The 24,060-nt window shown below is 68.6% G+C and carries 25 protein-coding genes, 1 tRNA gene and 1 other RNA gene; 16 read left to right on the top strand and 11 right to left on the bottom strand.

The annotated features are described in order from the left end of the window. Positions 1-6: 6 nt before the first annotated feature. Positions 7-2,649, top strand: a complete 2,643-nt coding sequence (locus FA89_RS17030) for a PAS-domain containing protein (protein ID WP_221174374.1) — start codon at positions 7-9, stop codon at positions 2,647-2,649. On the opposite strand, the gene FA89_RS17025 is transcribed toward FA89_RS17030, so the two are convergent. Continuing rightward, the gene (locus tag FA89_RS17025; RefSeq protein WP_036142532.1) at positions 2,646-3,299 is read right to left on the bottom strand and encodes a response regulator; all 654 of its coding nucleotides are present in this window, start codon (positions 3,297-3,299) and stop codon (positions 2,646-2,648) included. The two genes, FA89_RS17030 and FA89_RS17025, sit on opposite strands and share 4 nt — an antisense overlap. A gap of 94 nt (positions 3,300-3,393) precedes the next feature. Here FA89_RS17025 and FA89_RS17020 point away from each other — a divergent pair, with 94 nt between their 5' ends. Both FA89_RS17020 and FA89_RS17015 read left to right on the top strand, forming a co-directional pair. Beyond that, a complete protein-coding gene (locus FA89_RS17020; protein WP_081916726.1) occupies positions 3,394-4,425 on the top strand; it encodes a YihY/virulence factor BrkB family protein in 1,032 nt (343 codons plus the stop codon). A gap of 36 nt (positions 4,426-4,461) precedes the next feature. Then, the gene (locus tag FA89_RS17015; protein ID WP_036144706.1) at positions 4,462-5,745 is read left to right on the top strand and encodes an Nramp family divalent metal transporter; all 1,284 of its coding nucleotides are present in this window, start codon (positions 4,462-4,464) and stop codon (positions 5,743-5,745) included. Here FA89_RS17015 and FA89_RS17010 read toward each other — a convergent pair. Further along, positions 5,735-6,703, bottom strand: a complete 969-nt coding sequence (locus FA89_RS17010; protein ID WP_036142529.1) for an NAD-dependent epimerase/dehydratase family protein — start codon at positions 6,701-6,703, stop codon at positions 5,735-5,737. The genes FA89_RS17015 and FA89_RS17010 overlap by 11 nt on opposite strands. 89 nt (positions 6,704-6,792) lie before the next feature. Between FA89_RS17010 and FA89_RS17005 the strand changes: the two genes are divergently transcribed. Both FA89_RS17005 and FA89_RS17000 read left to right on the top strand, forming a co-directional pair. After that, a complete protein-coding gene (locus tag FA89_RS17005; protein WP_036142524.1) occupies positions 6,793-7,692 on the top strand; it encodes a LysR family transcriptional regulator in 900 nt (299 codons plus the stop codon). A gap of 41 nt (positions 7,693-7,733) precedes the next feature. Beyond that, complete coding sequence (locus FA89_RS17000; protein ID WP_036142521.1) at positions 7,734-8,144, top strand: DUF6165 family protein; 411 nt, start codon at positions 7,734-7,736, stop codon at positions 8,142-8,144. On the opposite strand, the gene FA89_RS16995 is transcribed toward FA89_RS17000, so the two are convergent. Beyond that, on the bottom strand, positions 8,141-9,217 hold the full coding sequence (locus FA89_RS16995) for a glycosyltransferase family 9 protein (RefSeq protein ID WP_240003923.1): 1,077 nt from the start codon (positions 9,215-9,217) through the stop codon (positions 8,141-8,143). The genes FA89_RS17000 and FA89_RS16995 overlap by 4 nt on opposite strands. Positions 9,218-9,261: 44 nt before the next feature. Between FA89_RS16995 and FA89_RS16990 the strand changes: the two genes are divergently transcribed. The 7 genes from FA89_RS16990 (at position 9,262) to recR (ending at position 13,841) form a co-directional block, all read left to right on the top strand. Beyond that, the gene (locus tag FA89_RS16990) at positions 9,262-9,990 is read left to right on the top strand and encodes a 3-deoxy-D-manno-octulosonic acid kinase (protein ID WP_036142518.1); all 729 of its coding nucleotides are present in this window, start codon (positions 9,262-9,264) and stop codon (positions 9,988-9,990) included. Then, positions 9,987-10,745 carry an MBL fold metallo-hydrolase gene (locus FA89_RS16985; RefSeq protein ID WP_036142515.1) on the top strand — a complete coding sequence of 253 codons (759 nt, stop codon included), beginning with the start codon at positions 9,987-9,989 and terminating at the stop codon, positions 10,743-10,745. Before FA89_RS16990 ends, FA89_RS16985 begins: the two co-directional genes overlap by 4 nt. Positions 10,746-10,825: 80 nt before the next feature. Beyond that, positions 10,826-10,916 (top strand) — tRNA-Ser (locus FA89_RS16980). 22 nt (positions 10,917-10,938) lie between these two features. After that, an RNA gene (gene ffs / locus FA89_RS19910) (signal recognition particle sRNA small type) lies at positions 10,939-11,035 on the top strand. A gap of 76 nt (positions 11,036-11,111) precedes the next feature. Then, positions 11,112-12,905: a DNA polymerase III subunit gamma/tau gene (gene dnaX / locus FA89_RS16975; protein WP_036142512.1), complete on the top strand. Its 1,794-nt coding sequence runs from the start codon at positions 11,112-11,114 to the stop codon at positions 12,903-12,905. Continuing rightward, entirely contained in the window at positions 12,902-13,225 is a 324-nt protein-coding gene (locus FA89_RS16970) for a YbaB/EbfC family nucleoid-associated protein (protein WP_036142510.1), read from the top strand. Before dnaX ends, FA89_RS16970 begins: the two co-directional genes overlap by 4 nt. A 13-nt stretch (positions 13,226-13,238) precedes the next feature. Continuing rightward, the gene (gene recR / locus FA89_RS16965) at positions 13,239-13,841 is read left to right on the top strand and encodes a recombination mediator RecR (protein WP_036142506.1); all 603 of its coding nucleotides are present in this window, start codon (positions 13,239-13,241) and stop codon (positions 13,839-13,841) included. A gap of 1 nt (position 13,842) precedes the next feature. Here the strand turns inward: recR and FA89_RS16960 are convergent, their stop codons facing one another. The 6 genes from FA89_RS16960 to FA89_RS16935 form a co-directional block, all read right to left on the bottom strand. Beyond that, positions 13,843-14,187 (bottom strand): histidine triad nucleotide-binding protein, encoded by a 345-nt coding sequence (locus FA89_RS16960; RefSeq protein WP_036142502.1) that lies wholly within the window; start codon positions 14,185-14,187, stop codon positions 13,843-13,845. A 125-nt stretch (positions 14,188-14,312) separates the two neighbouring features. Further along, positions 14,313-14,741, bottom strand: a complete 429-nt coding sequence (locus FA89_RS16955) for a GFA family protein (protein WP_036142497.1) — start codon at positions 14,739-14,741, stop codon at positions 14,313-14,315. 93 nt (positions 14,742-14,834) lie between these two features. Further along, entirely contained in the window at positions 14,835-15,431 is a 597-nt protein-coding gene (locus FA89_RS16950; RefSeq protein WP_036142492.1) for a Slp family lipoprotein, read from the bottom strand. A gap of 42 nt (positions 15,432-15,473) precedes the next feature. Beyond that, positions 15,474-17,465: a transglutaminase TgpA family protein gene (locus FA89_RS16945; protein WP_240003922.1), complete on the bottom strand. Its 1,992-nt coding sequence runs from the start codon at positions 17,463-17,465 to the stop codon at positions 15,474-15,476. Further along, positions 17,462-18,406 (bottom strand): DUF58 domain-containing protein, encoded by a 945-nt coding sequence (locus FA89_RS16940; RefSeq protein WP_240003921.1) that lies wholly within the window; start codon positions 18,404-18,406, stop codon positions 17,462-17,464. Before FA89_RS16940 ends, FA89_RS16945 begins: the two co-directional genes overlap by 4 nt. A gap of 11 nt (positions 18,407-18,417) precedes the next feature. Then, positions 18,418-19,359, bottom strand: coding sequence for an AAA family ATPase (locus FA89_RS16935; RefSeq protein ID WP_036142486.1), 942 nt, complete (start codon positions 19,357-19,359; stop codon positions 18,418-18,420). A 5-nt stretch (positions 19,360-19,364) separates the two neighbouring features. Here FA89_RS16935 and FA89_RS16930 point away from each other — a divergent pair, with 5 nt between their 5' ends. Then, positions 19,365-20,972: an ArnT family glycosyltransferase gene (locus tag FA89_RS16930; protein WP_051938907.1), complete on the top strand. Its 1,608-nt coding sequence runs from the start codon at positions 19,365-19,367 to the stop codon at positions 20,970-20,972. Positions 20,973-21,015: 43 nt separating this feature from the next. Here FA89_RS16930 and FA89_RS16925 read toward each other — a convergent pair whose 3' ends face one another. Continuing rightward, positions 21,016-21,594, bottom strand: a complete 579-nt coding sequence (locus FA89_RS16925; RefSeq protein ID WP_036142484.1) for a Maf family protein — start codon at positions 21,592-21,594, stop codon at positions 21,016-21,018. A gap of 1 nt (position 21,595) precedes the next feature. Beyond that, on the bottom strand, positions 21,596-22,042 hold the full coding sequence (locus FA89_RS16920) for a hypothetical protein (RefSeq protein WP_036144699.1): 447 nt from the start codon (positions 22,040-22,042) through the stop codon (positions 21,596-21,598). Between the two features lie 156 nt (positions 22,043-22,198). On the opposite strand from FA89_RS16920, the gene FA89_RS16915 reads away from it, so the two are divergent. From FA89_RS16915 to FA89_RS16905, 3 genes are all read left to right on the top strand, one after another. Next, positions 22,199-22,714, top strand: coding sequence for a YceD family protein (locus tag FA89_RS16915; protein ID WP_036142481.1), 516 nt, complete (start codon positions 22,199-22,201; stop codon positions 22,712-22,714). 18 nt (positions 22,715-22,732) lie between these two features. After that, positions 22,733-22,927, top strand: a complete 195-nt coding sequence (gene rpmF / locus FA89_RS16910) for a 50S ribosomal protein L32 (protein WP_036112167.1) — start codon at positions 22,733-22,735, stop codon at positions 22,925-22,927. An 89-nt stretch (positions 22,928-23,016) separates the two neighbouring features. Continuing rightward, positions 23,017-23,985 carry a beta-ketoacyl-ACP synthase III gene (locus FA89_RS16905; RefSeq protein WP_036144697.1) on the top strand — a complete coding sequence of 323 codons (969 nt, stop codon included), beginning with the start codon at positions 23,017-23,019 and terminating at the stop codon, positions 23,983-23,985. Positions 23,986-24,060 lie beyond the last annotated feature (75 nt).

Here is a 24,060-nt window from a genome sequence, read left to right as displayed (position 1 = left end):
GCGACCATCGCGGTCATGTCCCGAGTGCGCCTCGTCCGCCTGTTACCCGTGTGTGCGCTGGCGCTGGCCATCGCCGGCACCGCGGCCATGGGCGGGTGGTGGGCGTGGCGTCGCGCGCTGGCGGTCACCGCCACGCAGTCGGCGGATCGTCTCGAACTGCACGCGCTGGCGGTGCAACGCCTGATCGACCGGTTCACCGTGCTGCCGGAGGTGCTGGCGCTGGATCCGGCCTTGCGCGCGGCGCTGTCGGACACCGGCGAGCCCCTGCCGACCCTGGCGCTCAATCGCAAGCTTGCCCAGGCCAACGGCGCGGCGCATGCCTCGACACTCACGTTGCTGGACCGGCGTGGCCGGGCCGTGGCCGCCAACAACTGGGATACCCCCACAAGCAACGTCGGCCTGGACTATCGGTTCCGGCCGTATTTCCAGGAGGCGATGCGGGAGGGGCACGCCACCTTTTATGCGATGGGCGTATCCACGGGCGTGGCCGGCTATTTCATCGCGCGTGCCGTCGACGACGAGCAGGGCCGGCATGTCGGCGTGATCGTGGTGAAAATCACCCTGGACGAAGTGCGTCACGACTGGGCCCGCGACGACGATACCGTGCTGCTGGCCGACCGCTACGGCGTGGTTTTCCTGACCAACCGCGATGCCTCGTGGTTGTATCGGCCACTGCAGGCATTGTCTCCGCGAGATGCGGATGCGATCCGCGCCACGCGCCAGTACGGCGATCGCGCGCTCGTGCCGATGCGCACCGTTACCCTGGGCGAGGCAGGCGCGGACGCGCGACGCGTCAGGGTGATCTCGCCGTCGCTCGACGGCGAGGTGGTCTGGGCCAGCCTGGCCCTGCCTCACCAGGGCTGGACCCTGCACCTGCTGGCTGACGCCCGCCCGGCCATGACGGCTGCGCGCGACGCCGCGCTGGTGGTGCTGGCGGTGTGGCTTCCGATCGTCCTGTTCGGGCTGTTCCTGCAGCAGCGGCTGCGCCTGGCCCGGCTGCGCCAGCGCAGCCGCGAGGAGCTCGAGCGCATGGTGGCGCACCACGCCGCCGCGCTGCGCTCCGCGCAAGACAGCGTAGTGGCCGCGGCGCACGAGGCCACCCAGGGCGCCGATGGCAACCTGGAACACCTGCCGCAGGGCGTGAGCGTGATCGACGCGTCGCTGCGGCTGGTCGCGTGGAACACGCGCTACCGGGAGATATTCGGGTTTCCCGAGGAATACATGCGCGTGGGGCGGCCTATCGAGGACCTGTTCCGTTTCAACGCGCGGCGCGGCTTGCTGGGCCCGGGTGATCCGGAGGAGGCGATCCGCCGCCGGCTGGATTACCTGCGTGCCGGCAGCCCGCACATGTACGAGCGCGAGCGGCCCGACGGCACCACCCTGGAAATACGCGGCAATCCGCTGCCGGACGGTGGCTTCGTCACCAGTTATGCCGACATCACGGCGTACAAGGCCGCCGCGCGCGAACTGCGGTCGCTGGCGACCAGCCTGGAACGCCGGGTGGACGAGCGCACGCGCGACCTGCACGACGCCAAGGCGGAAGCGGAGCGGGCCAATCGCTCCAAGACCCGTTTCGTCGCCGCCGCCGTCCACGACCTGCTGCAGCCACTCAATGCGGCACGGCTGTTTGTCGGTGCGCTGGCGGCGGGGCACCTCGACGCCGCGGAGCGCGAGCTGGTGGAGCGCGTCCGCAGTGCGCTGGACACGCAGGACGAATTGCTGGCCAGCCTGCTGGATGTGTCGCGGCTGGAAGGGGGCGCAGTCGAGCCGCGCTTTGCCGCCGTGTCGCTGGAATCGCTATTGGCCGACCTGGCGAAGCAGTTCGGGGTGCTGGCGGCATCGCACGGCCTGCAACTGCGCTGCGTCACCGGTCGGGCCGTCGTGCGCAGCGATGCCTTGCTGCTCCGCCGCGTGTTGCAGAATTTCCTCTCCAATGCGATCCATTACACACCGCGTGGCGACGTGCTGATCGGAGCGCGCCGGCAAGGCGATGCGGTGCGCATCGAGGTTTGGGACACGGGGCTTGGCATCCCGGAGGCGAAAACCCGGGCGATCTTCGACGAGTTCCTGCGCCTGGACAACGGCGTGGACCGCGAGCGGCGCAGCTCGGGCCTGGGGCTGTCGATCGTCGACCGGATCGGGCGGCTGCTGGGCGCGCCGGTGGCGGTACGCTCGCGTCCGGGCAAGGGCAGCGTGTTCTCCATCACCGTGCCGTTATGGCAGGGCCCGTCCGCGACGACAGCGAAGGCCGCCGGCGCCGAGGATGAATCGCCGTTCGCCGGTGCCCGGGTCATGCTGCTGGATGCCGACGGCGTGACACGACAGGCCACGACGCGGCTGCTGGCGTCGTGGGGCTGCGAGGTGGCGGCCGCGGCCAGCGCGAGCGAGGCGATGCGCCACGCGGAAACCGACGCGGTGCCCGCGATCCTCCTGCTGGAGGACCCGATCGACGGCATGACGGGTGAGGCACTGCGCCTGGCCCTCGGCGCACGCTGGGGCGGCATGCCACCCACGCTGCTCATCGCAGAGGCGCCCTCGACAGCGGATGTGGAGCGTGCGGCTGCGGTCGGTGTGCGTTACCTCACGCGACCCCTTGCCCCGGCGCGCCTGCGCGCGGTCATGAGCCGCATGCTGATGGTGTCCGGCTAACCCGGGTGGGAGCCGTCGACGCCTTCGTCGACATCCAGCGACCGCACCAGCACCGCGGCCTGCGTGCGCGAGCGGCATTCCAGCTTCGACAGTACGGCGGTCACGTGGATCTTCACGGTGTTTTCCGCCAGGCCCAGTTCGGCGGCGATCTGCTTGTTGAGCAGGCCCTCGGCCATCAGCATCAGCACGCGGAACTGCGCCGGCGTGAGCCGGGCCAGTCGCGCGGCCAGGCGGGCATCGTCGTCGCTGCGGTCGGCACGCGCGCCGACGAAGGCGGTGCCGCCCTGCATCACCTCGGCCACCGCCGCGCGCAATACCTCGGCCGGTGCGGATTTGGAGACGAAACCCGCCGCGCCGAACTGTTGCGCGCGGCGCACGTTGCGCGGATGGTCGTTGGACGACACCACCAGCACCGGCACGTCCGGATGCTCACCGCGCAGCCATAGCAGCGACGAGAAGCCCATGGCCCCCGGCATGGTCAGGTCCAGCAGCACCAGATCGACCGGCTCGCCAGCGGCAAGCACCGCCTCCATCGCGCTGTGGCTGGCCGCCTCCAGCGCGCGACCGCCCCGCAGGGCCTCGGCCAGCGCGTGCAGCAGGGCGCCACGGAACATCGGGTGATCGTCGGCAATGAGCAGGTTGAGCGGCATGCGGCGATTCTAGGGGCAGCGGGCCGGGTTCACATCACGTGCGCTCCATGTTCCACGCTGTATCAAGGCCATTGGATCGATCAGGAGACAGGGCATGACCGGCGGAGCTATAAAGCGCACCATCGTTTCCGCGGTGGACGGCTTCAGCGACGATGAGTTGATGACACGTGCGGCGGCGCTGGCGTTCTACGCCGCTTTGTCGTTCGCACCCCTCCTGCTCCTGCTGATGTGGGTGATTTCGGTGCTGCATCCGGAATGGCGCGACCAGCTGACCCAGACGCTGTCGTCCGTGGTCGGCAGCCGTGCCGCGGGCGCCATCGACAGCGTGATCACCAGTGCGAAAGCGCATCCGCGCCTGAGCGACATCGCCGGCATCGTCGGCCTGGGCGTGACGCTGTTCGCCGCCTCGGCGGTGTTCGCCCAGTTGCAGGGCACGTTGGACCGGGTCTGGCGGGTGAAGCCCCGGCCGGGCGAAGCCGTCGGCGCCTGGTTGCGTGCGCGCGGCCGGGCGTTCGCGCTGCTGGGTGGCATGGCGTTCATGATGATCGTCTCGTTCATCGTCAGCGCCATCATCCAGACGGTGATCCGCGGCGACTCGACGGCGTGGAGCGCCGTGGAATACGGGATCTCCGTGATCGTGTTCGTGGCGGCCTTCGGCGCGATGTACAAGGTGCTGCCCGATGCGCTGATCGACTGGAGCGAGGCGCTTATCGGTGCGGTACTGACCACGGCGCTGTTCCTGGCAGGCAAGTACGTCATCGGCCTGTACATCCAGTATTCCGACGTGGGCGGCGCATATGGCCCCGCTGGCGCCTTCGTGGTTCTGCTGACCTGGACCTATTACTCGTCGATCATCGTGCTGCTCGGTGCCGAGCTGACCCGCGGCGTGGCCGACGCACGTGGCAAGCCGATCCGCCCCAGTCCCCACGCGGTGGAAATCGAGGCCGCGCCTGCCGAGGTCAAGCCGAAGGACTCGCGGGACGCGGCGCTGGCCCGCGCCTCGCGCACCCCGCGTACCCGCATCCCTCCGGCGGCGGTGGCCGGTTCCCTGTTCGCCGCGGGCGTCGTGCTGGGGGCCGTGATGCGGTCCGGCGCGCGTGGTCGCCGTCCGGGCCGCGGGGTATAACGGCATGGAATGTCCGGCCCGAACGATCGCGATCGCATGCTCGACCAAGTGAAAACACCGCCACGCGACCCGGCCATGGTCGACGTGCTGTCGGGGCGCCGCCGCGGGCTCTCCGCGCTGCTGCCGTTTGCCGGGCCCGCGATGGTGGTCTCGGTGGCCTATATCGACCCGGGCAATTTCGCGACCAATATCCAGGCGGGCGCGCGCTATGGGTATGCACTGCTTTGGGTGGTGCTGCTGGCGAACCTGGTCGCCATGTTGTTCCAGAGCCTGTCCGCCAAGCTGGGTATCGTGACCGGTCGCAACCTCGCCGAGCTGTGCCGCGATCGCCTGCCCAAGCCGCTGGTCTACGTCATGTGGGTGGTGAGCGAGTTGGCCGCCATGGCCACCGACCTGGCCGAGTTCCTGGGCGGCGCGATCGGCCTCAGCCTGCTGTTCCACATGCCGTTGCTTGTCGGCATGGGGATTACCGCCGTGGTCACATACGCGTTGCTGCTGCTGGAAGGCAAGGGCTACCGTCGCCTTGAGCTGACCATCGGCGCGCTGGTGGGCGTGGTGGGGTTGTCCTACCTCGTGGAACTGTTCATCGCGCCCGTCGGTTGGAAAGCGCTGGGGCAGCAGATCTTCGTGCCGAACCTGCCCGACAGCGCGGCCATCGCCATCGCCGTGGGCCTTATTGGCGCGACCGTGATGCCGCATGCCCTGTTCCTGCACTCGGGGCTGACCGAGCGCCGCGTGCAGGCCAGGAATGATGCGGAGCGGACGCGGATCATCCGGTTGTCCAACCTCGAGGTGATCCTGGCGCTCACGCTGGCAGGCCTGATCAACCTGGCCATGGTGGTGATGGCGGCCGGCGCGTTCCACGGCAGCCACCCCGACGTGGCAAAGATCGAAACCGCCTACCAGACCCTGATCCCGCTGCTTGGCGGTGCCGCTGCCACCATCTTCCTCGTTTCCCTCATCGCCTCGGGGTTTTCCAGCTCCGTGGTGGGCACCATGGCCGGGCAGATGATCATGCAGGGCTTCGTCGATTTCCGCATTCCGATCTGGTTGCGGCGCGCGATCACCATGCTGCCCAGTTTCGCCGTGGTACTGGCCGGCGTGGACGCGACCCGTGCCCTGGTGCTCAGCCAGGTGGCGTTGAGCATCGCGCTGCCGTTCCCCATGATCGCCCTGGTCTGGTTCACCAGTCGGGGCGACGTCATGGGCGCGTTCCGCAACGGCCGTCTGGTGGTGGTGCTGTCGGCGCTGGCTGCGCTGGTCGTGCTGGGGCTGAATGTGCTGTTGCTGCTGGACGCGTTCGGGCTGGTTACGCTGTGACCGACGGGCCGATCAGGCCCATGCCCTGCAACGTCGTGCGCAAGGCCGTTTCCGGTGCCGTGCACGGCACGTCCGCGAGGAAGGCACGCAGCCGTGCGTCGTCCAGCAGGATTTCCTCGTCCCACAGGTAGCGCATCTTGCGCACCTCGCGCATGGTTTCCATGAAGGGTGCGACCAGGGTCGCCATCCACCACGGGAAACGGCGCAGCGGCAACTCGCCCCGACCTGACGCCCGCCTGAGCGCATCGGCCAGCGCGTACCCGGTGAGCACATGCCCCCCGAAGTGGAAGCGCGCGAAGGTATCCAGTTCGTCATCGCGTTCCAGCAGCGCCACCAGCGTGGCGGCGACGTCCGGCAGGTAGGCCCAGGTGTGGCGCAGCGACGGTAAGCCGGGGTAGCGGATGTCGCGCAACGGCTTGCCGGGCGTGAGGATGCCCTGGGCCAGCCAGTTGTTCCCGCTGCGCGGACCGTAGAAATCGCCGCAGCGCAGGACCAGGCTGCGTACCCCTTCGCGCGCCGCGGCCTCCAGGCGTTCCTCCACGGCCACCCGGATCTCGCCCTTGCGTGAGGGTGGATGCTGGGGTGCGTCCTCGGCGATCAGTGGGTACGTGCCGGGACCGTAGTTGTAGACCGAGCCCGGCAGCACGATCCGCGCGCCCACGGTGCGCGCGGCGGCGATGGTGTGATCGATCATCGGCAGCACCACGCGCTCCCAGTCCTTGTAGCCCGGCGGATTGACGGCATGCACGATCGCCTGCGTGCCCTGCGCGGCGCGGCGCACGTCGTCCGCGTTCATGGCGTCGCCGTGGATCCAGTGGAGCGCGCCGTCGTCGACCTTGCCGGCGTGGCGGGTCAGCGCCTTGACGGTCCAGCCGGCGGCGACCAGCGCGCGGGCGGTTTCCCCGCCGATGCCGCCGGTGGCGCCGAGGACGAGGGCAGTGCGATGGGATCGGGTCATGGCGGTATCTCCAGGGGGTGGACCGAGTCTCGGCGCTGTTGTGGTATTCGTAAATTGCATAAGGACGCATGGGTGCCATACATTTACGTATGGCTAGCCGCGAACCCGCCTGGGATCTTTTCCGTTCTTTCCTCGCCGTGATGCGCGAGGGAAGCCTTTCCGCGGCCGCGCGTTCGCTGGGTATGACCCAGCCCAGCCTGGGCCGGCACATCCGGGAGCTGGAAAGCGCCCTGGGCGTGGACCTGTTCTCGCGCGTGCCGCACGGTCTGCTTCCCGCCGATGCCGCGCTGGAACTGCTGCCGCACGCGGAAGCCATGGCCTCCGCGGCGGCCTCCGTGCAGCGTGCGGCATCCGGCACGCGCGACACCTTGCAGGGCGTGGTGCGGATCACCGCCAGCGAGGTGATCGGGGTGGAAGTGCTGCCGACGATGCTGGCCGGTTTCCGGCGCGCGTATCCGCGCATCGTCATCGAGCTGTCGACCACCAACCGCACGGAAAACCTGCTGCGTCGCGATGCCGACATCGCCGTGCGCAGCGCCGTGCCCCAACAGGACGCCCTGGTGGCACGGCACGTCGCCGACATCCCCATCGGGCTCTACGGTCATGCGGACTATCTGGCCCTGGCGGGTCGCCCGCGTCGCGTCGCGGACATCGCCAGCCACGCGCTGATCGGCTACGACGAGGAAAAACCGTATATCCGGGCGCTGCGTCCCGCCGATGTGCCTTATGCACGCGAGCACTTCGCGCTGCGCACGGACAACGACCTGGCGGCACTGGCGGCCATTCGCGCCGGTTTCGGCCTCGGGTTCTGCCAAGTGCCGCTGGCGCGACGCAGCGGGCTGGTTCGCCTGTTCCCGAAGACGCTGGAGGTGCCGCTGCGGCTGTGGGTGGTGATGCACGAAGACCAGCGCCGCAGCCGCCGCGTGCGCGCCGTCTACGACCACCTGGTGGAAGGCCTGACCGCCTATGGAGCGTCCGGCAACGCGTAAAACTGATAACCTCCGGCGCCTGACCGACCGGAGATTTGCCCATGAGCCTGATCCATACCCCCGTCTCTTATGGCGAGCTGATCGACAAGATCACGATCCTGCAGATCAAGCTCATGGAAATCCAGGACGATGCCAAGCTGACCAACGTGCGCAACGAACTCGAACTGCTCGACGCGACGTGGAAAAACGACAAGGCCTCCGAGACCGACATCACCGACGAGCAGGCGCGCCTTCTCGCCGTCAACCAGCGCCTGTGGAAGATCGAGGACGACATTCGCCTGAAGGAGCGCGCGCAGGCGTTCGACGATGCGTTCATCCAGTTGGCGCGTTCCGTGTACATCGAGAACGACGAGCGCGCCGCGATCAAGCGCGAGATCAACATGAAGCTGGGCTCCACGCTGGTCGAAGAGAAGTCGTACCAGGATTACCGCGCGCCGCAGACCGGCGCTTAACGCAACGGCAGTTGCAGGAACGCCGCGCAGGCTTCGAAGCGCTCGCGCATGTCGTCCACCTCGATGAGGTCCATGACGCCGGGCTTCTCGATCTTGGTGCCCCAGGCCAGCTCGGCGGCCGGCTTGCCCAGGAAACGGCGCGCGGCCGCATCGTAGCGGTCGACGCACCAGCGGCGGTCGGAATAGGGGCCGGAGCGGTGGGGATTGCTGGCGGCATGCAGCCCCAGCACCTTCACCCCGGCCGCGTTGGCCATGTGCATCGGGCCGGAGTCCGGCGTGAGGATCATGGCCGAGCGCTCCAGCAAGGCCATGAAGCGCTTCAGGGTGTCCTTGCCGGTCAGGTCCAGTGGCGCCGATACGGTGGCCGCGAGGATCCGATCCGCCAGCGCCCGTTCGCCCTCGGATGGGCCGCCGACCAGTGCTACGCGCAGGCCTCGCGCCATGGCGTGGTCGATCAATGCCGCGTAGCGGTCCACGCGCCAGTTGCGCAGCGCATGGCTGGACATGGGGCTGACCAGCAGTGTCGGTGTGTCGCCCGGAAGCTGTTCCGCGGCCCAGGCCCTGGCGTCGTCCGGCACCGGGATGTCCCAGCGAACCCCGGTCTGCGTCAGGCCCAGCGGCTCGACGAAGCTGCCGAGCGCATCCAGCACGTGCTGCCCCGAGCGCGCCGGAATGCGTTCGCGGATGAACAGGCCGTGCAGGTCCTTCGAACGCGCGCGGTCGTAGCCGATCCGCCGATCCGCGCTGACCGCCAGGCTGAGCAGGTTGGAACGCAGCGCCACCTGCATGTGCAGCAGCGCGTCGAAGCGACGTCCGGCCAGCGCCTGTCTCACCTCCCGCAGGCCGTCGCGGCCCTTGCCCTTGTCGAAGGTGATGAATTCCACGCCCGGCAGGTCGCCCACCAGGCGTCGTTCCAGCTTGCCCACCAGCCAGGTCAGGCGCGTGGACGGCGACTTTTCCTGCAAGGTGCGGACCAGCGGCACCACATGCGTGACATCGCCGATGGCGGAGGTGCGCAGGATGCAGAGGCTGGAATCCCCCGACGGGAGCGGGCGGCTTGTTAGACTGGGCACGATCGGAGCACCGGATGAGTGGCTGCGCAAGGGCGGCCGATGAAATGAAAGAGCAACGAGTGGAGGAGGGCGCGGACGGTACGATTCTGTTCGACGCGACCCGTGCACCTCAAGTCGACGCGCGGTGGTTCTCGCCCGAATACTGGCGCGAGCGCGGCGCCCTGCGCACGCAATCCGGCGGCCGCGGCGGCGTGGCGGTGGTCGATACGCCCGCCGGTGAAGCCGTGCTGCGGCATTACCGGCGCGGCGGTATGGTGGCCCGTCTGCTCGGCGACCGCTACCTTTTTACCGGACGCCGACGCACGCGCAGCGATCGCGAGTTCCGCCTGCTGGTGGAACTGCAGCGTCGCGGGCTGCCCGTGTCGCCGCCGCTGGCGGCTCGTTTCGTGCGCCAGGGCCTGCGTTATTCGGCCGACCTGATGACCCTGCGCATCCCACGGGCGTCCACGCTGGCCGAGCAGCTGCAGCAAGGGGCCTTCACCCCGGCGCTGGCTGGCCAGGTCGGTGCGTTGATCGCCCGGTTCCATCGCGAGGGCGCCTGGCACGCCGATCTCAACGCACACAACATCCTCGTCGGAGCCGACGGCCTCTACCTCATCGATTTCGACCGGGGCCGGCTGCGCGGCGTGTCCCGCCGCTGGCGCCATGCCAACCTGGACCGCCTGAAACGCTCGCTGCTCAAGCTGGGCGCGCGCGACGTCGCGGGAGACACCTTCGACACCGCGCTATGGCCGGCGTTGATGGATCACTACGAACGGAGCCTGGGCGCATGACGTGGAACCTGCATTTCCTCGGCACCGGTGCCGCCCACGCGGTCGAGCTGGGCTCCTCCGCCGTGGTCGTGGAGCGTGACGGCGCGCCGCTGCTGCTGGTCGATTGCGGTCCCGACACGCTCGACCGCTACGTGGCGGCGTACGGTGCGCCACCGGCGGCCCTCTACATCACCCACGTGCACATGGACCACGTGGCCGGCATGGAGCGACTGTTCTTCCGCCTGTGGTTTGACGAGGCCCTGCGCGGGCGCACGAAGGTCTACCTGCACGCCGCCCTGTTGCCCTGGCTGCAGGGCAGGGTGGCCGACTACCCCGGCGCCCTGGCCGAAGGCGGCGTCAACTACTGGGAAGCATTCCACCTCATCCCGTGCACCCGCGGCTTCTGGCACGAAGGCCACTGGTTCGACGTGTTTCCCACGCGCCACCACGTGCAGGGTACCTCGTACGGCCTGGCCCTGCGCGGCAGCCTGGTCTACACCGGCGATACCCGGCCGGTGCCGGAGGCGATCGCGCTGCACGGCATGCGCGGCGAGCTGATCGCCCACGACTGCGGCGTCGTCGGCAACCCCTCGCACACCGGCGTGGACGATCTTGAGCGCGAATACCCCGACGAAGCCCGCTCGCGCATGGCGCTCTACCACTACGGCAGTGCCGCCGACGGGGATGTACTGGTCGCACGGGGCTACCGTATCGCCCATCCCGGCGAACGCCTGCCCCTCCCGCAGCCCGAGCCAACCCACCCCACCGCTGGCTGAGACTTGCCCCGCCGCGGCGGGAACGTTATCCTTCCGCTTCTTTGCCGGACAGGACGCCGGGGAAGAGGATGTACCGGTGTGGAGAGGTGTCCGAGTGGTTGAAGGAGCACGCCTGGAAAGTGTGTATACCCTAATAAGGTATCGCGGGTTCGAATCCCGCTCTCTCCGCCAGATGTAAGTCTTATGGTGACCCTGTCGGTCCCCCCGCGACGATAGTCCGTAAACTCCGCCAGGTCCGGAAGGAAGCAACGGTAGCGGATGACTCGGGCGCCGGGGTGTGGCTGGCAGGGTCATCGCCTTTTCGGGGCTGGGGTGCGCCCGACGCGTGTCCTTGGCACAATCCACTGTCGCCCCAAGGTACTACGCATGTCCTATCAGGTCCTCGCACGCAAGTGGCGCCCCCGCAAGTTCGCTGAACTCGTGGGCCAGGAGCATGTGGTCCGGGCGCTGACCAACGCGCTCGACTCCGGCCGCATGCACCATGCCTACCTCTTCACCGGCACCCGCGGCGTCGGCAAGACCACCATCGCCCGCATCTTCGCCAAGTCGCTCAACTGCGAGCGTGGCGAATCGGCCGATCCCTGCGGCGTCTGCTCGGTCTGCACCGCGGTGGACGCCGGCCGCTTCGTCGACCTGCTGGAGATCGATGCGGCCAGCAACACCGGCGTGGACGACGTGCGCGAAGTGATCGAGAACGCGCAGTACGCCCCCTCGCGTGGCCGCTTCAAGGTGTACTTGGTGGATGAGGTGCACATGCTCTCCAAGCCGGCGTTCAACGCGCTGCTGAAGACGCTGGAAGAACCGCCGCCGCACGTGAAGTTCCTGCTTGCCACCACCGACCCGCAGAAGCTGCCGGTCACCGTGCTGTCGCGCTGCCTGAAGTTCAACCTCAAGCGGCTGCTGCCGGACCAGATCTCCGGGCAGATGCGTCACATCCTCGGCGCCGAAGGCATCGAATACGAAGAAGACGCGATCGTCGAACTCGCGCACGGCGCGGACGGTTCGCTGCGCGACGGGCTCTCGTTGCTCGACCAGGCCATCGCCTATGGCGGGGGCGCCGTGCGCGCCGATGACGTGCGCGCCATGCTCGGCAGCGTCGAGCGTGGTCAGGTGCTGGGCGTGCTCGAGGCGCTGGCCGCCGGTGACGGTGCCGCCCTGATGGGCGAGGCCGAGCGTATCGCCTCGTTCTCGCCGGACTTCGCCGGCGTACTAGACGACTTCGCCACGGTGCTGCACCGTATCCAGCTGATCCAGCTGGTGCCCGGGTATCGCGAGGAAGAAAGCGACGCCGGTCTGGCCGACCTCGCCGCGCGCATCGCTCCCGAGGACGTCCAGCTCTACTACCAGATCGCCACCACCAGCCGTCGTGAGCTCCCGATGGCGCCGGATGCTCGCATCGGTTTCGAGATGGCGCTGCTGCGCATGTTCGCGTTCCGACCGGCTGAGGGTGGGCAGCCTGTCTCGGGTTCGCCAGCGCGCACTGCCGCAGGCGCCAGCGCGCCGCGGGCGTCTGCGCCGGTGGCCGCTGCAGGTCACGCACCGCAGGTCGCCGCGGCGCCGCCGCTGGCGTCTGCTCCGTCGCGCACTGCCACGGCGACCTCGCATTCAGCCCCGCCGCCGCGTCCAGCACCGGCGGCTCCGGCTCCGGCAGCCTCGCGGCCAGCCGCACCAGCCGCACCAGCCGCACCTCCGCCCGCCCGCGCTGCCGAGCATTCCGCACCCGTGCCCGAGCCCGCCGCGCCGCCGCGTCCCATCACCCTCGGTGCGGATGGCCTGCCGGACTGGCACGAGGTGGTGGAGCGCGCCCACCTGCGCGGGCCCATCGGGCAGCTGGCGCAGAACTGTTCGCTGCGCGAGGTGGACGGCGAGAGCATGGTCCTCGCCTTGCAGCCGCAGCACATGCACCTGGCGGTCGAGCCGTTGACCAGCCAGATGGAAGAAAAAGTCTCGCAGGCCCTGGGCCGGCGCATTCGCTTCCGCTTTGTGGCCGATCGCGGCAACCTCGGCACCCCGGCGGAGCGCCGGGCGCAGGCCGCCACCGATGCCCAGGCCCGCGCCGAGGCCTCGATGGAATCCGATCCCTTCGTACAGGCGCTCAAGCGCGATTTCGACGCGCGCGTCATTCCCCAATCGATCAAACCCGTGGAGCCAGGAACGTGAAAGGTCAAATCGGTCAGCTGATGCAGCAAGCCCAGCGCATGCAGGATGAAATGAAGCGTGCGCAGGACGAACTCGCCAAGACGGAAGTCACCGGTTCCGCCGGCGGTGGGTTGGTCACGGTCACCATGAGCGGCGGCCACGAGGTGCGCGCGGTGCACATCGATCGGCAGTCGTTCGCCGACGATCCGGAAATGGCCGAGGACCTGGTGGCTGCGGCCATCAACGACGCGGTCAACAAGATCGCCGAACTCAGCCGCAACCGGCTGGGCGGCGTTACCGCGGGGCTGAACCTGCCCCCCGGCTTCAAGATGCCGTTCTGACCGGCCTTCGGCGATGAGTAACGGGTCCCGCCTGCTGGGCGAACTGATCGACGCCCTGCGTTGCCTGCCGGGCGTCGGCGCCAAGAGCGCCCAGCGCATGGCCTTCCATCTGCTCGAACGCGAGCGGCAGGGTGGCCTTCGACTGGCCTCGGCGCTGGAATCGGCCATGCGCGACGTGGGCAACTGCACGCGCTGCCGCAACTTCAGCGAGACGCCGGTGTGCTCCGTGTGCGCCAGCCCCACGCGCGACAAGCACGTGCTGTGCATCGTGGAGTCGCCGTCCGATCTGGCCGCCATCGAACAGGCGACGGGCTTCCGGGGCCATTACTTCGTGCTGCTGGGGCGCCTGTCCCCCCTCGACGGCCTGGGTCCGGACGAACTCGGCCTGCCGTTGTTGGTGGAGCGGCTGGGCGAGGGCGAGATCGAGGAAATGATCATCGCCACCAACCCCACCGTGGAAGGCGAGGCGACCGCGCATTACATCGGCCAGCTGGCGCGTGCCGCCGGCATCCGTGCCACGCGTCTCGCCCACGGCGTGCCGTTGGGTGGCGAACTGGAGTTCGTCGATCGCGGCACGCTGGCGCACGCATTCGGCAGCCGTCAGTCCGTCGGCTGATTCAGCCCGGGGGCCACTGCATCTGGCGCCCGGCCAGCAGGTGCACATGGATGTGGAACACCGTCTGCCCGCCGTGCCCGTTCGTGTTGATCACGGTGCGATAACCGTCCTTCGAAAAACCCTGTTCGCGTGCGTAGGCTGCGGCGGCGAGCAATAGCTTGCCGAGGACGGTCGCGTCGTCGTGTGTCGCATCGTCCAGCGTGGCGATGGCGCGCTTCGGGATGAAGAGCACATGCACCGGTGCCTGCGGATTGAGGTCGCGAAAGGCCAGCACGTCGTCGTCTTCGTAGACGATGTCGGCGGGGATCTCGCGCCGGATGATTTTTGAAAAGATCGTTTCGGTCATGACGGTCCTTCTGGCGATGTGATCGTTCACTTTAGGGTGCCGCGGGCGGTGACTCAACCGACATGCACGGGGATCGCGGACATCGTCCGCTCCTACACGGGCTTACGCGTGGTGGCGCGTGCGTGTTAAGGGGAGGGGACGTAGCGGAGGTGGGCGATGGGCTCGTTGGTTTTCCGGCCCTGGTCGGCGGGGTGGTTGATGCCGTCCAGCACGGGGACATCCTCGAAGTCGAAGGGACTGATGCCTTCCAGGCAGGCGACGTTGATGCCGTACTGCGTGGTGTTCGACCGGCGCTGGTGGAAGGTGTAGATGCCGCACTTCGAACAGAAGTAATGCTTGGCCGTGCCGGTGTTGAACTGGTAGACGCCCAACGCGTCCTCGCCCTGGTGGATGGTGATGCCATCGAGGTTGGCGGAGACGACCACGGCGCCGCGCATGCGGCAGTAGGAACAGTTGCAGCGGCGCGCGGTGCGCAGGCCGTCGCTGAGTTTCACCGTGAAGCGGACGGTGCCGCAATGGCAGGCGGCGCGGGATTCGGTGATGTCGGGGAGCATGGGTATACCTTTTGAGGTGTTGATCGCGGGCCAGGAGGTTGCATAAAAAACCCGGCACCTTGCGGCGCCGGGTTTTTTGCCGCCAGCCGGGGATCAGCGGGCGCGGGGCTGGGGCGGCGGGCGCACGATGATGGTGCGCGGGCGGTAGTAGAACGGATCGCCCCAGGGGCCGTAGCCGTAGGGACCGAAACCGGGGCCGAAGCCCGGACCCCAGAACGGGTCGTAGAAGCCCGGGCCGTACGCGCGGTTGATCGGGACGCGTTTGGGCCAGAGGTAGACGACGTCGGCTTCCACGCGCGGGTAGGCGTAGTCGAAATCGCCGACCTTCTGCGAGACGGCACCGTGCAGGGTGCCGGTGACGGTGATCTCGCGACCGCGGGTAAAGACTTCCGGATCGTAGAAACCGTCGCGGCAGGCGACGAAGCGACCCTGGCTGTCCGACTTGGTGGCCGTGGGACGCGCCTCGGCATCGAGCGGCTCCGACAGCACGAAGAAGCAGGTCTGCTGCGGGCCCGGCTCGGTCTTGATGATCTCGCCGCCCCAACGCACCTTGGCGCCGGGTGCGCCGCCCTGCTGGGCGCCGGAGGTGGACACGTTATTGAACTGGCCCTGCAGCGGCTGGGGCACCGTGGCGCAGGCGCTCAGGGCCAGGGTCGCGGCCGCGACGGCCAGCGGTTTGAACATGGACATGAAACATCTCCCAGGGGGGCCGGACACAGCCGACACCATGACCTATTTGACCACGCGGCGCGTCTTTAATTCGTCCACCCCGCGCCTGAATTCGGTGACCAGTTCAGGCGGCGGTTTGTCATGGGCGTAACGCGAGCGCAAGTAGACCTCGCTCAACCTTTCCAAGGCATTTCGGTGTTCAGGCAGCGCACGGGCCGCCCGGGCCAGGAAATGCCTGGGTCCTTCGCCCGCGCGTCGGGAGACACCGGCCCTGGCGAGTTTGCGCCGCAGCCGCTGCATCGATGCATCCAGCGCATCGCCTTCACGCCGCTGGAACAGCGCCCAGCCCAGGGCACCCACCACCAGCACCGCGAAACCGACCGCGAGGACCAGGGCAAGGTCTCCCACGTCCGCACGGCGGATGCCGAACGGCTGCAGCAAACCTTGCTGGCGAAGCGAATCGAAGCCGTTAACGGCCTGGTTCCACCATTGGTTGACCACATCCCAGCGATCGCGTGTGCTGCGCCACCAGGCGGCGTCGAACAGGCCCTCACCACCGCCGTCCCCTGCGGCCGCCGCCGCGGCGCCCAGGGTGACGCGTTCGGGGCGCACGGCGCCGGTCGGGTCGAAGCGAACCCAGCCGCGGCCCTCGATCCACAATTCGGTCCAGGCATGCGCGTCGGCGCGGCGGACCAGGAGATAACGGCCGAGCGAGTTCCAGTAACCGCCCTGGTAACCGGTGACGACCCGTGCCGGGATGCCTGCGGCGCGCATGAGGAAGGTGAAGGTGGAAGCGTAATGCTCGCAGTAGCCCTCGCGGGTACCGAACAGGAAATCGTCGATGCGATCGCGGCCCAGCGGCGCGGCGGCCAGCGTGTAGCGGAAGCCGCCATCGTGGAACATCGCCAGCGCCGCGCGGGCGATCGCCAGGGCATCGCCGCCGTACTGGCTCACCCACGCGGCGGCCTGGGCGCGTGCGCGGGGGCCGACGCGGTCGGGCAACTGCAACGTGGCACGGCGGGCCAGGGGGTCCAAGGCAGCGTCGAGGCGGTAGTCGGCAACGGCACTCGCCTCGTAGTTGTAGGTCTTCTCCAGGCGCTGGTTGGCCACGGCCGTGCGATCGCCGCGCAACATGGCGTCCGTGGGTGCGTCCGGGGGCATGTCGAGCAGGGGCAGGGCACGCTCCCGCGTCGGCTCCAGGGTGACCCGGTAATGAATACGCGGTTGGCCCTCCAGCGTGCCGGTGTCGCGGCCGCCGAACCCGGGGCTCCATGCCTGGCCGTCGAACCGTGTCATGGTGAAGGCACGGAAGTAACGTGACGACGCGATCGGCGTGGGGCCGTCGAAGGTCACCCGCATGGCGGGTGTGTCGTCGGTGAGCACCTCGGCCATGTCGCCCGGCGCCATGCGGTCGGACAGTCCCGTGGTGGCGCGGTCCATCGTCGGTGCGCCCCACAGGGGCGAGCTGAGGCGGGGAATGAACAGGAATGCGAACAGCGCCAGCGGCACCGACACCAGCAGCGCGAGCAGTACCGGGGGGAGTTCGACGCGCCAGGACGGAACGCGCGGTCCGGCCGTTTCCAGCGCACGCAGCGTCATCATCGCGGGTACGACGCCGGCGGCCACGATGGCCGTGGCGACGATGCCCTGGTCGAACAGCAGCGCACTCATGAGGGCGAACGCCGCGAACGCCACGCCGACACGCGCATCCCGTAGGCGATCGCTTTCCAGCAGCTTGAGCACCAGCAGGCCCACCGCGAACGCGCTGCCCGGCTCGCGGCCGAACAGGCTGCCGTAGGTGAGGATCACCAGCGCCAGCAGCAGGCCGATCAGGGGTAGCTTGATCCAGATCGGCGTGTGGCGACCGCCGCGACGGCGTTGTTGCCAGCGCGCGACCAGGACCACGGCCAGGCCGGCCGTCAGCCACCACGGCAGGTGCGGCGCATGCACGCCGAGGACGAAGGCCATGGTGAGGCACAGCAGGTCGAACGACCACGGGGTCAGCGGTGGCTCGCTGGCGGGGCGCTCGCGCAGCGACAGGCGGAAGCGGCTCATGGGCGCAGCGCCAGCGCCGTCATGCAGCGATGGTAGTGCTCGTCACCCTGGGCGATATCGAAATAGCCGTCCGGAAGCCTGAGGCTCCAGCGCCGGCCCGAGTCATGTGCTTCGTCCACCCAGCGGGCCAGTCGGGAGATGCGCGTCTCGTCGTCCAGCCCGTGCATGCTGTCCCAGTCCAGGCGCCAGTCTTCCTGCGGCGCGGGTTGCTCCATGTCCTTCACCAGCAGCGAGTGGTGGCGCGCACTCGGCTTCCAGGCGATCAGGCGGCGTGGATCGCCGGCACGGTAATCGCGTAGCGACGCCAGCTCATCGCCGGGCCGCGGTCGTCCGCGATCGGCATCGCCCTGCGGCTCGAACGGTGCCGGACCCATGCCCTCGGCGCGCGGATACACCAGCAGGGCGCGATCCGGGTGGAGCCAGCTCCAGACGCGGAACATGCCCAGCGGCCAGCGGCTGTGCAGTCGCATGCGCGGCACGGCCTGCCATCCGCGGAAGGCGGTCGGCAGGTCGAACTCGACGGTGACGCTGCCGCCGGCCGGCACGACGACGACATGCTCGCGGCCTTCGACATCCAGGCGCACCGCCACGCGTTCGCGCTGCGAAGCGCCGATGTCCAGGAACACGCGCAAGGTTTCGCCGGCGCGCGCGGAGCCGGCGCGCAGCCCGCCGATGGTCAGCCCGTTGAGTACGCGGAAAGCCACCAGCATGCTTCCTGCGCTCACCGACCCCACCAGGCAGGTGAGCAGGAGCGCGGCATTGTTGGCGTAGTTCAGCGCACCGACGAGCATCACGCCCAGCAGCACGGCGAACGCGAGGCCGAAGCCCGTGGGCAGGATGTAGATACGACGACGGTGCAACTGGATCGGCAGCGGCTCGCGGGGGCGTAGCCGCGTGAGCGAAGGCAGGCGGCGCTCCGCCCAGGCGGTGATTCGCTGCACCCCATCCGGCATCAGGGCACCGCGGTGTCGGCCAGGATGCTGCGGGCGATCGCCTCGCGCTGGCCGCCGCGGCCCGGCACCAGGCGATGCGCCGCGATGGGCACGAACACCGCCTGCACGTCTTCGGGAATGACGTAGTCGCGGCCGCTCAGCATCGCCCAGGCACGGGCGGCGGCGAGCAGCGCCAGCCCCGCGCGTGGCGACAGGCCGACACGCACGTCGCCATGCTTGCGGCTGGCGGCGAGCAGGGCCTGCAGGTAGTCGAGCAGGGTGCCGGTGACCTTGATCGCCTGCGCCGCGGCATGCAGCTGGTCGATGGCGGCGATGTCCAGGCGCGGACGCAGCGTGGCCATCATGTCGCGGCGATCTTCGCCGGTGAGCAGCGCGCGTTCCGCGGCCGGGTCGGGGTAATCGAGGCTGAGCCGCAGCATGAAGCGGTCCAGCTGCGAATCGGGCAGGGGGAAAGTTCCCGCCAGGTCGATCGGGTTCTGCGTGGCGACGACGAAGAACGGCCTGGGCAGTGCGTGGGTCACGCCATCGACGGTGACCTGTCCTTCGGCCATGGCTTCGAGCAGCGCGCTCTGCGACTTGGGCGTGGCCCGGTTGATCTCGTCGGCCAGCAGCAGGCTGGTGAAGATCGGGCCGGGATGGAAGCGGAATTCGCCGGTCTCGCGCTCGTACACGCTGACCCCGATAATGTCCGAAGGCAGGAGGTCGCTGGTGAACTGGATGCGCTGGAATTCGAGATCGAACGTGGCGGCCAGGGCATGCGCCAGCGTGGTCTTGCCCACGCCCGGCACGTCTTCCAACAGCAGGTGCCCGCCGGCTACAAGGCAGGTGAAGGCCAGCTTGACCTGGCGCGGCTTGCCCAGCAGCACGCCATTGACCTGGGCCAGCGCGGCGTCGAGCCGGTGGCGAAGCATTTCATCGTTGAGCGGATGCGTGGCGGACATGATCGATGCGTAAGCTCCCCGGGCGGGCCCTGTCGAAGCAGGATGGATTCAGTGTAGCGGCCCCCGCGCGATCGTGGCGAGGCGCCTTCCTGGTCCTCTTCGCCGTCGTTTGCCTGGGCAAGCTCGTCATCGCATGCACCCTGTCGCCCTTTGGTGACGAAGCCTTCTATTGGCAGGAAAGCCTGGCGCCCGCCTGGGGCTACAGCGATCTTCCGCCGCTGACCGCGTGGCTGATCGCCGTGTCGGAGGCCTGCTTCGGCCATGGCCTTCTGCCGCTGCGCCTGCCGTTCCTGCTCATCGGCGCGCTGCTGCCGTGGCAGGCTGGCGCAATCGCGCGACGCTACGGTGGCGAGCACGCGCGCTGGCAGGCGGCAACGTTCGCCCTGTGCCTGCCGTTGATCGGCTCGCTGGGTGTGCTGGCGCTGCCGGATGTGCCGCTGACCTTCGCTATCGTGCTCGCCACGCAGGGCCTGGTCGCGGCGCTTGAGGAAAATCGTATTCGCGACTGGGTCGTGCTCGGCGTCGGCCTGGGCATCGCCTGGGCGACCCACTACCGCGCGGCGATGCCGATGCTCGGTGGGCTGCTGTTCCTGCTGGTGACACCGCGCGGCCGGCAGCAGTGGCGGCGGCCGGGGCTGTGGCTGGCCATGACGATCGCGGCGATCGGCCTGCTGCCGCTGTTGCTCTACAACGCGGCATCACACGGCGCGGGGCTGGCTTTCCAACTGGTCGAGCGCAATCCCTGGCAGTTCCATGCCGACGCGCTGGTACAGCCGCTGGAGCAGGCGGTGGCCTGCACGCCATTGGCCTGGGTAGTCGCGATGTGGGCACTGTGGCAGACGTGGCGTCGTCGCGACGAAGCGCCGTTCGACCTGATCTCGGTGCTGGCGGGAACCTTCGTGCTCGGCTACTTCGTGCTCGGCCTGTTTGCCGATGACGTGCGGTTCCGTGCGCACTGGCCGCTGCCTGCCTACGCGCTGCTGTGTGCCGGCCTGCCACGAGTGCTGCACGATGCGTCGCGGCGTGCCCGCCGATTGACCTTCGTGGCCTTCGGCCTGGCCGCCGTGGGCCTGGCGATCGGCCTCGGTTACCTGGCGCTGGCCGCGTCGCCCTCCGGCGTCCGTGCGCTTTCCGGGGTGAAGGCGTTTCCGTCCAATTTCACCGGCTGGCGCGAATCGTCCGCGGCCGTGGCGCCGTTCCTGCGCGAGCATCCCGACGCCATCCTGGTGGCGGACAATTTCATGCTGGCGGCGGAGCTGCGTTTCGCGCTCGGTCGCGACCGCATCGTCTACAGCCTGGACAGTCCGCTCAACACCAAGCATGGTCGTGCGCCGCAACTGGCCGACTGGGGCCTGGACGAAAAGGGGTTGGCCGCGCATGCGGGCACGTCGCTGCTGCTGGTCGTGGACGAAACCGCGCTGCGCGAGCGGGAGCGGCGCGCGTGGCTGGGTTCGCTGTGCACGCGCGTTGCAATGGGCGACGCGGTCGCGCGGCGCGATCTGTTCGACGGGCGCCGCCGCTTCGCGCTGTATCGGGCGACCGTGCCCGCGCACGGGCCGGTCGACACCGACGCCTGCACGGTGTGGCAGGCCGCGGCCCGCGCCGGCGGTTGATGGCACGCGTCGGGACGGGCGCGCAGCGTCGGCGACGGCGCCGTCAGGGCAGGGCGATACCCGCCGCGCGCAGCAGTCGCGCCGTGGCGATCAGGGGCAGGCCCACGAGCGCGGTCGGATCGTCATTGGCGATGCGTTCGAACAGCGCGATGCCCAGCCCTTCGCACTTGAAGCTGCCCGCGCAGTCGAACGGTTGCTCGCTGGCCACGTAGCGTTCGATGGTGTCGGCGGTGAGCGTGCGGAACGTGACCCGTGTCTCGTCGATATGGGTGAGCGCGTTGCCGGTCGCGTCGATCACGCAGACGGCGGTATGGAACACCACGTCCCGTCCGGAACTGGCTGCCAGCTGCTGCTGCGCCTTGTCGGCACTGCCGGGTTTGTCCAGCACCGCGCCGTCCAGGTCGGCCACCTGGTCCGAACCGATCACGACGGCACCGGGGCACTGCTCGGCCACGGCGCGTGCCTTGGCCTCGGCCAGCCGTGCCGCGCGTGTCGCAGGCGCTTCGCCGGGATGCGCCGCTTCGTCGGTGCCGGGCGCGGCCTGGTCGAAATGATCGAGCAGTCGGCGCAGCATCGCCGCGCGATAGCGCGAGGTGGAGGCAAGCACGACGGGGGAAGGCATGTCAGAAGTCCTTGTGGATGTGTTCGCGAACCGCGGTGTCCAGCGCCGCGTGGGCATCGTCCAGCGCGCGCAGCCGCGGTTCCAGCTGGTGCCTGGCCCGGACCAGGGCCGCGACGGCATCGTCCAGCTCCCGCTGACTGGCCTCGGCGCCGCGGTCGCGAATCCACAGGCGCTGCCGGAGCAGGGCGCGCAGGCCCGAGTCCACTGCCTGCTGGGCTTCGACCTCGCCCGCGGCAGGCACATCGGGGCTGACCGACATGACGGCGTGCGCTCGCTGGAGGCGGTCGCGGCAATCCTTCAGGTCGGCTTCCAGCCGGTCGGCGTTGTCCATCAGGCTTTGCAGGGCGCCGTGCCGGCGGTGGACGCGCTGGTGCCGCAGTGCCCAGACGCAGCCACCGATGGCTAGCGCTACGACGACGGCAAGTGCATAATAAGCAAAGGAAAACACGCGACCTCTTTCGCCCCGGCGGGCATCCGCGCCGCCTGGGGCAGCCAGTGGGAAGTCTGCACGAAAGCCGTACATCGGCGCAAAACCGTGGTTCTCGCGCCCCGCATCGTCTAACCGGTTGACTTCAAGGGTGTTGATGCCTACCATTTCCCGATTATGTCCGTGACTTTGCCATCGTCCGTGGACGCCTGGCGCGAAGTTCGTGCGCGGCGTTCGTTCCAGGGTCAGCTTCCCGTGTCGGCGTTTACCCGCCTCGGTGAGGTCATTGCGTCCACCGAAGGTGACGTAACCTACGAACTGGACTTCGGCACCGACGACTTCGGCAGCAAATACGTAGCCGTGCGTGCAACAGCGCCGTTGACCCTGATCTGTCAGCGCTCGCTCGAGCCCTTCGTGCTGACGGTCGAAGTCGATACACGTCTCGGGCTGATCGTGCATGAGAACGAGGAAGCCGGGCTTCCTCCGGGGTACGAGGCCTTGCTGGTCGAAGAAGACGGCAAGCTCGATCCCCGTGCCACGATCGAAGATGAACTGCTGTTGGTGCTGCCCCTGGTTCCGGTCAATCCGGACTACGAGTTGCCCGACGACATGCTTGGAGCCGGCGAGGAAGAAGAACCCTCGCAGGATAAAACCGATAACCCGTTCGCGGCACTCCGCGGACTCATCAAGTAATTTCGCTGGAGATTAGCCATGGCCGTTGCCAAGAGCCGCAAGACCCCTTCCACCCGCGGCATGCGTCGTTCGCACGATGCGCTCACGACCGTGCAGCTGTCGACCGATCCGACCAGCGGGGAAGTCCACCTGCGTCACCACGTGACCAAGGACGGCTTCTACCGTGGCAAGAAGGTCATCGACACCCGCGGCGCGGTTGAAGTCGAAGACTGATCCGCTCCCCCTGGGGCGATCGGAACGCAGGCGGCGCGGCAACGCGCCGTTTTGCGTTGCAGGACATACATAACGATGGGGATACGGATCTGAAATACGCCCGCATCATCGGTACCGGCAGTGCGCTTCCCGAGAAAGTGCTGACCAATGCCGATCTCGAAAAAATCGTCGATACAAGCGACGAATGGATTCGCACCCGTACGGGTATCACCGAGCGCCACATCGCTGCCGATGGTGAAACCACCGGCGACCTGGCCTTCCTCGCCGCGCAACGCGCGCTCGAGGCCGCCGGCGTCAAGGCGGCGGACATCGACCTGATCGTGCTCGGCACCACCACGCCCGACCTCATCTTTCCGTCCACGGCCTGCCTGGTCCAGCATCGGCTGGGCGCAAACGGCTGCGCCGCGTTCGACGTCAACGCGGCGTGCTCGGGCTTCGTCTACGCGCTGGGCGTGGCCAACGCGTTCATCCGCAGCGGCCAGGCGAAAAGGGCCCTGGTGATCGGTGCCGAAACGCTCACGCGCATGGTCGACTGGACGGAGCGCGAAAGCTGCGTCCTCTTCGGCGACGGCGCGGGTGCCGTGGTGCTCGACGCGTCCGACGAACCGGGCATCTACACCACGCGCATGCGCGCCGACGGCGGGTTCAAGCACCTGCTGTTCAATCCCGTGGGCGTGTCCGCCGGCTTCACCGATGGCCCCAACCACGGGGTGCGTATCACCATGCTGGGCCGCGAGGTCTTCAAGGTGGCCGTCAAGACGCTGGACGCCCTGGTTGGCGAGACGCTGGCCGATGCCGGCATGACCGAAGACGAAGTGGACTGGCTGATTCCCCACCAGGCCAACCTGCGCATCATCGAGGCGACGGCCAAGCGCCTGAACATGTCGATGGACCGCGTGATCGTGACCGTCGACAAGCATGCCAACACCTCGTCCGGTTCGGTGCCGCTCGCACTCGACTACGCCATCCGCTCCGGCAAGGTGAAGCGGGGGCAGAACCTGCTGCTGGAAGCGTTCGGCGGCGGCTTCACCTGGGCTTCGGCGCTGCTGCGCTACTGAGGGGCGGGGCGTCACCACACGCCCGCGAATGGTGCATTCCTCCCCGGATTGCTGGCACCATTCGCGGTTTGACGC

This window comes from Luteibacter sp. 9135, from assembly GCF_000745005.1.
GTDB lineage: Bacteria > Pseudomonadota > Gammaproteobacteria > Xanthomonadales > Rhodanobacteraceae > Luteibacter.
This window is presented reverse-complemented; position numbering and strand designations above follow the sequence as displayed.

Bases quoted from the DNA above. Each gene is read 5' to 3' on its own strand.
- FA89_RS17025 (WP_036142532.1), bottom strand. From the start codon at position 3,299: ATGCCGCTCAACCTGCTCATTGCCGACGATCACCCGATGTTCCGTGGC.
- FA89_RS17020 (WP_081916726.1), top strand. From the start codon at position 3,394: ATGACCGGCGGAGCTATAAAGCGCACCATCGTTTCCGCGGTGGACGGC.
- FA89_RS17015 (WP_036144706.1), top strand. From the start codon at position 4,462: ATGCTCGACCAAGTGAAAACACCGCCACGCGACCCGGCCATGGTCGAC.
- FA89_RS17010 (WP_036142529.1), bottom strand. From the start codon at position 6,703: ATGACCCGATCCCATCGCACTGCCCTCGTCCTCGGCGCCACCGGCGGC.
- FA89_RS17005 (WP_036142524.1), top strand. From the start codon at position 6,793: ATGGCTAGCCGCGAACCCGCCTGGGATCTTTTCCGTTCTTTCCTCGCC.
- FA89_RS17000 (WP_036142521.1), top strand. From the start codon at position 7,734: ATGAGCCTGATCCATACCCCCGTCTCTTATGGCGAGCTGATCGACAAG.
- FA89_RS16990 (WP_036142518.1), top strand. From the start codon at position 9,262: ATGAAAGAGCAACGAGTGGAGGAGGGCGCGGACGGTACGATTCTGTTC.
- FA89_RS16985 (WP_036142515.1), top strand. From the start codon at position 9,987: ATGACGTGGAACCTGCATTTCCTCGGCACCGGTGCCGCCCACGCGGTC.
- dnaX (WP_036142512.1), top strand. From the start codon at position 11,112: ATGTCCTATCAGGTCCTCGCACGCAAGTGGCGCCCCCGCAAGTTCGCT.
- recR (WP_036142506.1), top strand. From the start codon at position 13,239: ATGAGTAACGGGTCCCGCCTGCTGGGCGAACTGATCGACGCCCTGCGT.
- FA89_RS16960 (WP_036142502.1), bottom strand. From the start codon at position 14,187: ATGACCGAAACGATCTTTTCAAAAATCATCCGGCGCGAGATCCCCGCC.
- FA89_RS16955 (WP_036142497.1), bottom strand. From the start codon at position 14,741: ATGCTCCCCGACATCACCGAATCCCGCGCCGCCTGCCATTGCGGCACC.
- FA89_RS16950 (WP_036142492.1), bottom strand. From the start codon at position 15,431: ATGTCCATGTTCAAACCGCTGGCCGTCGCGGCCGCGACCCTGGCCCTG.
- FA89_RS16945 (WP_240003922.1), bottom strand. From the start codon at position 17,465: ATGAGCCGCTTCCGCCTGTCGCTGCGCGAGCGCCCCGCCAGCGAGCCA.
- FA89_RS16935 (WP_036142486.1), bottom strand. From the start codon at position 19,359: ATGTCCGCCACGCATCCGCTCAACGATGAAATGCTTCGCCACCGGCTC.
- FA89_RS16930 (WP_051938907.1), top strand. From the start codon at position 19,365: ATGCGTAAGCTCCCCGGGCGGGCCCTGTCGAAGCAGGATGGATTCAGT.
- FA89_RS16925 (WP_036142484.1), bottom strand. From the start codon at position 21,594: ATGCCTTCCCCCGTCGTGCTTGCCTCCACCTCGCGCTATCGCGCGGCG.
- FA89_RS16915 (WP_036142481.1), top strand. From the start codon at position 22,199: ATGTCCGTGACTTTGCCATCGTCCGTGGACGCCTGGCGCGAAGTTCGT.
- rpmF (WP_036112167.1), top strand. From the start codon at position 22,733: ATGGCCGTTGCCAAGAGCCGCAAGACCCCTTCCACCCGCGGCATGCGT.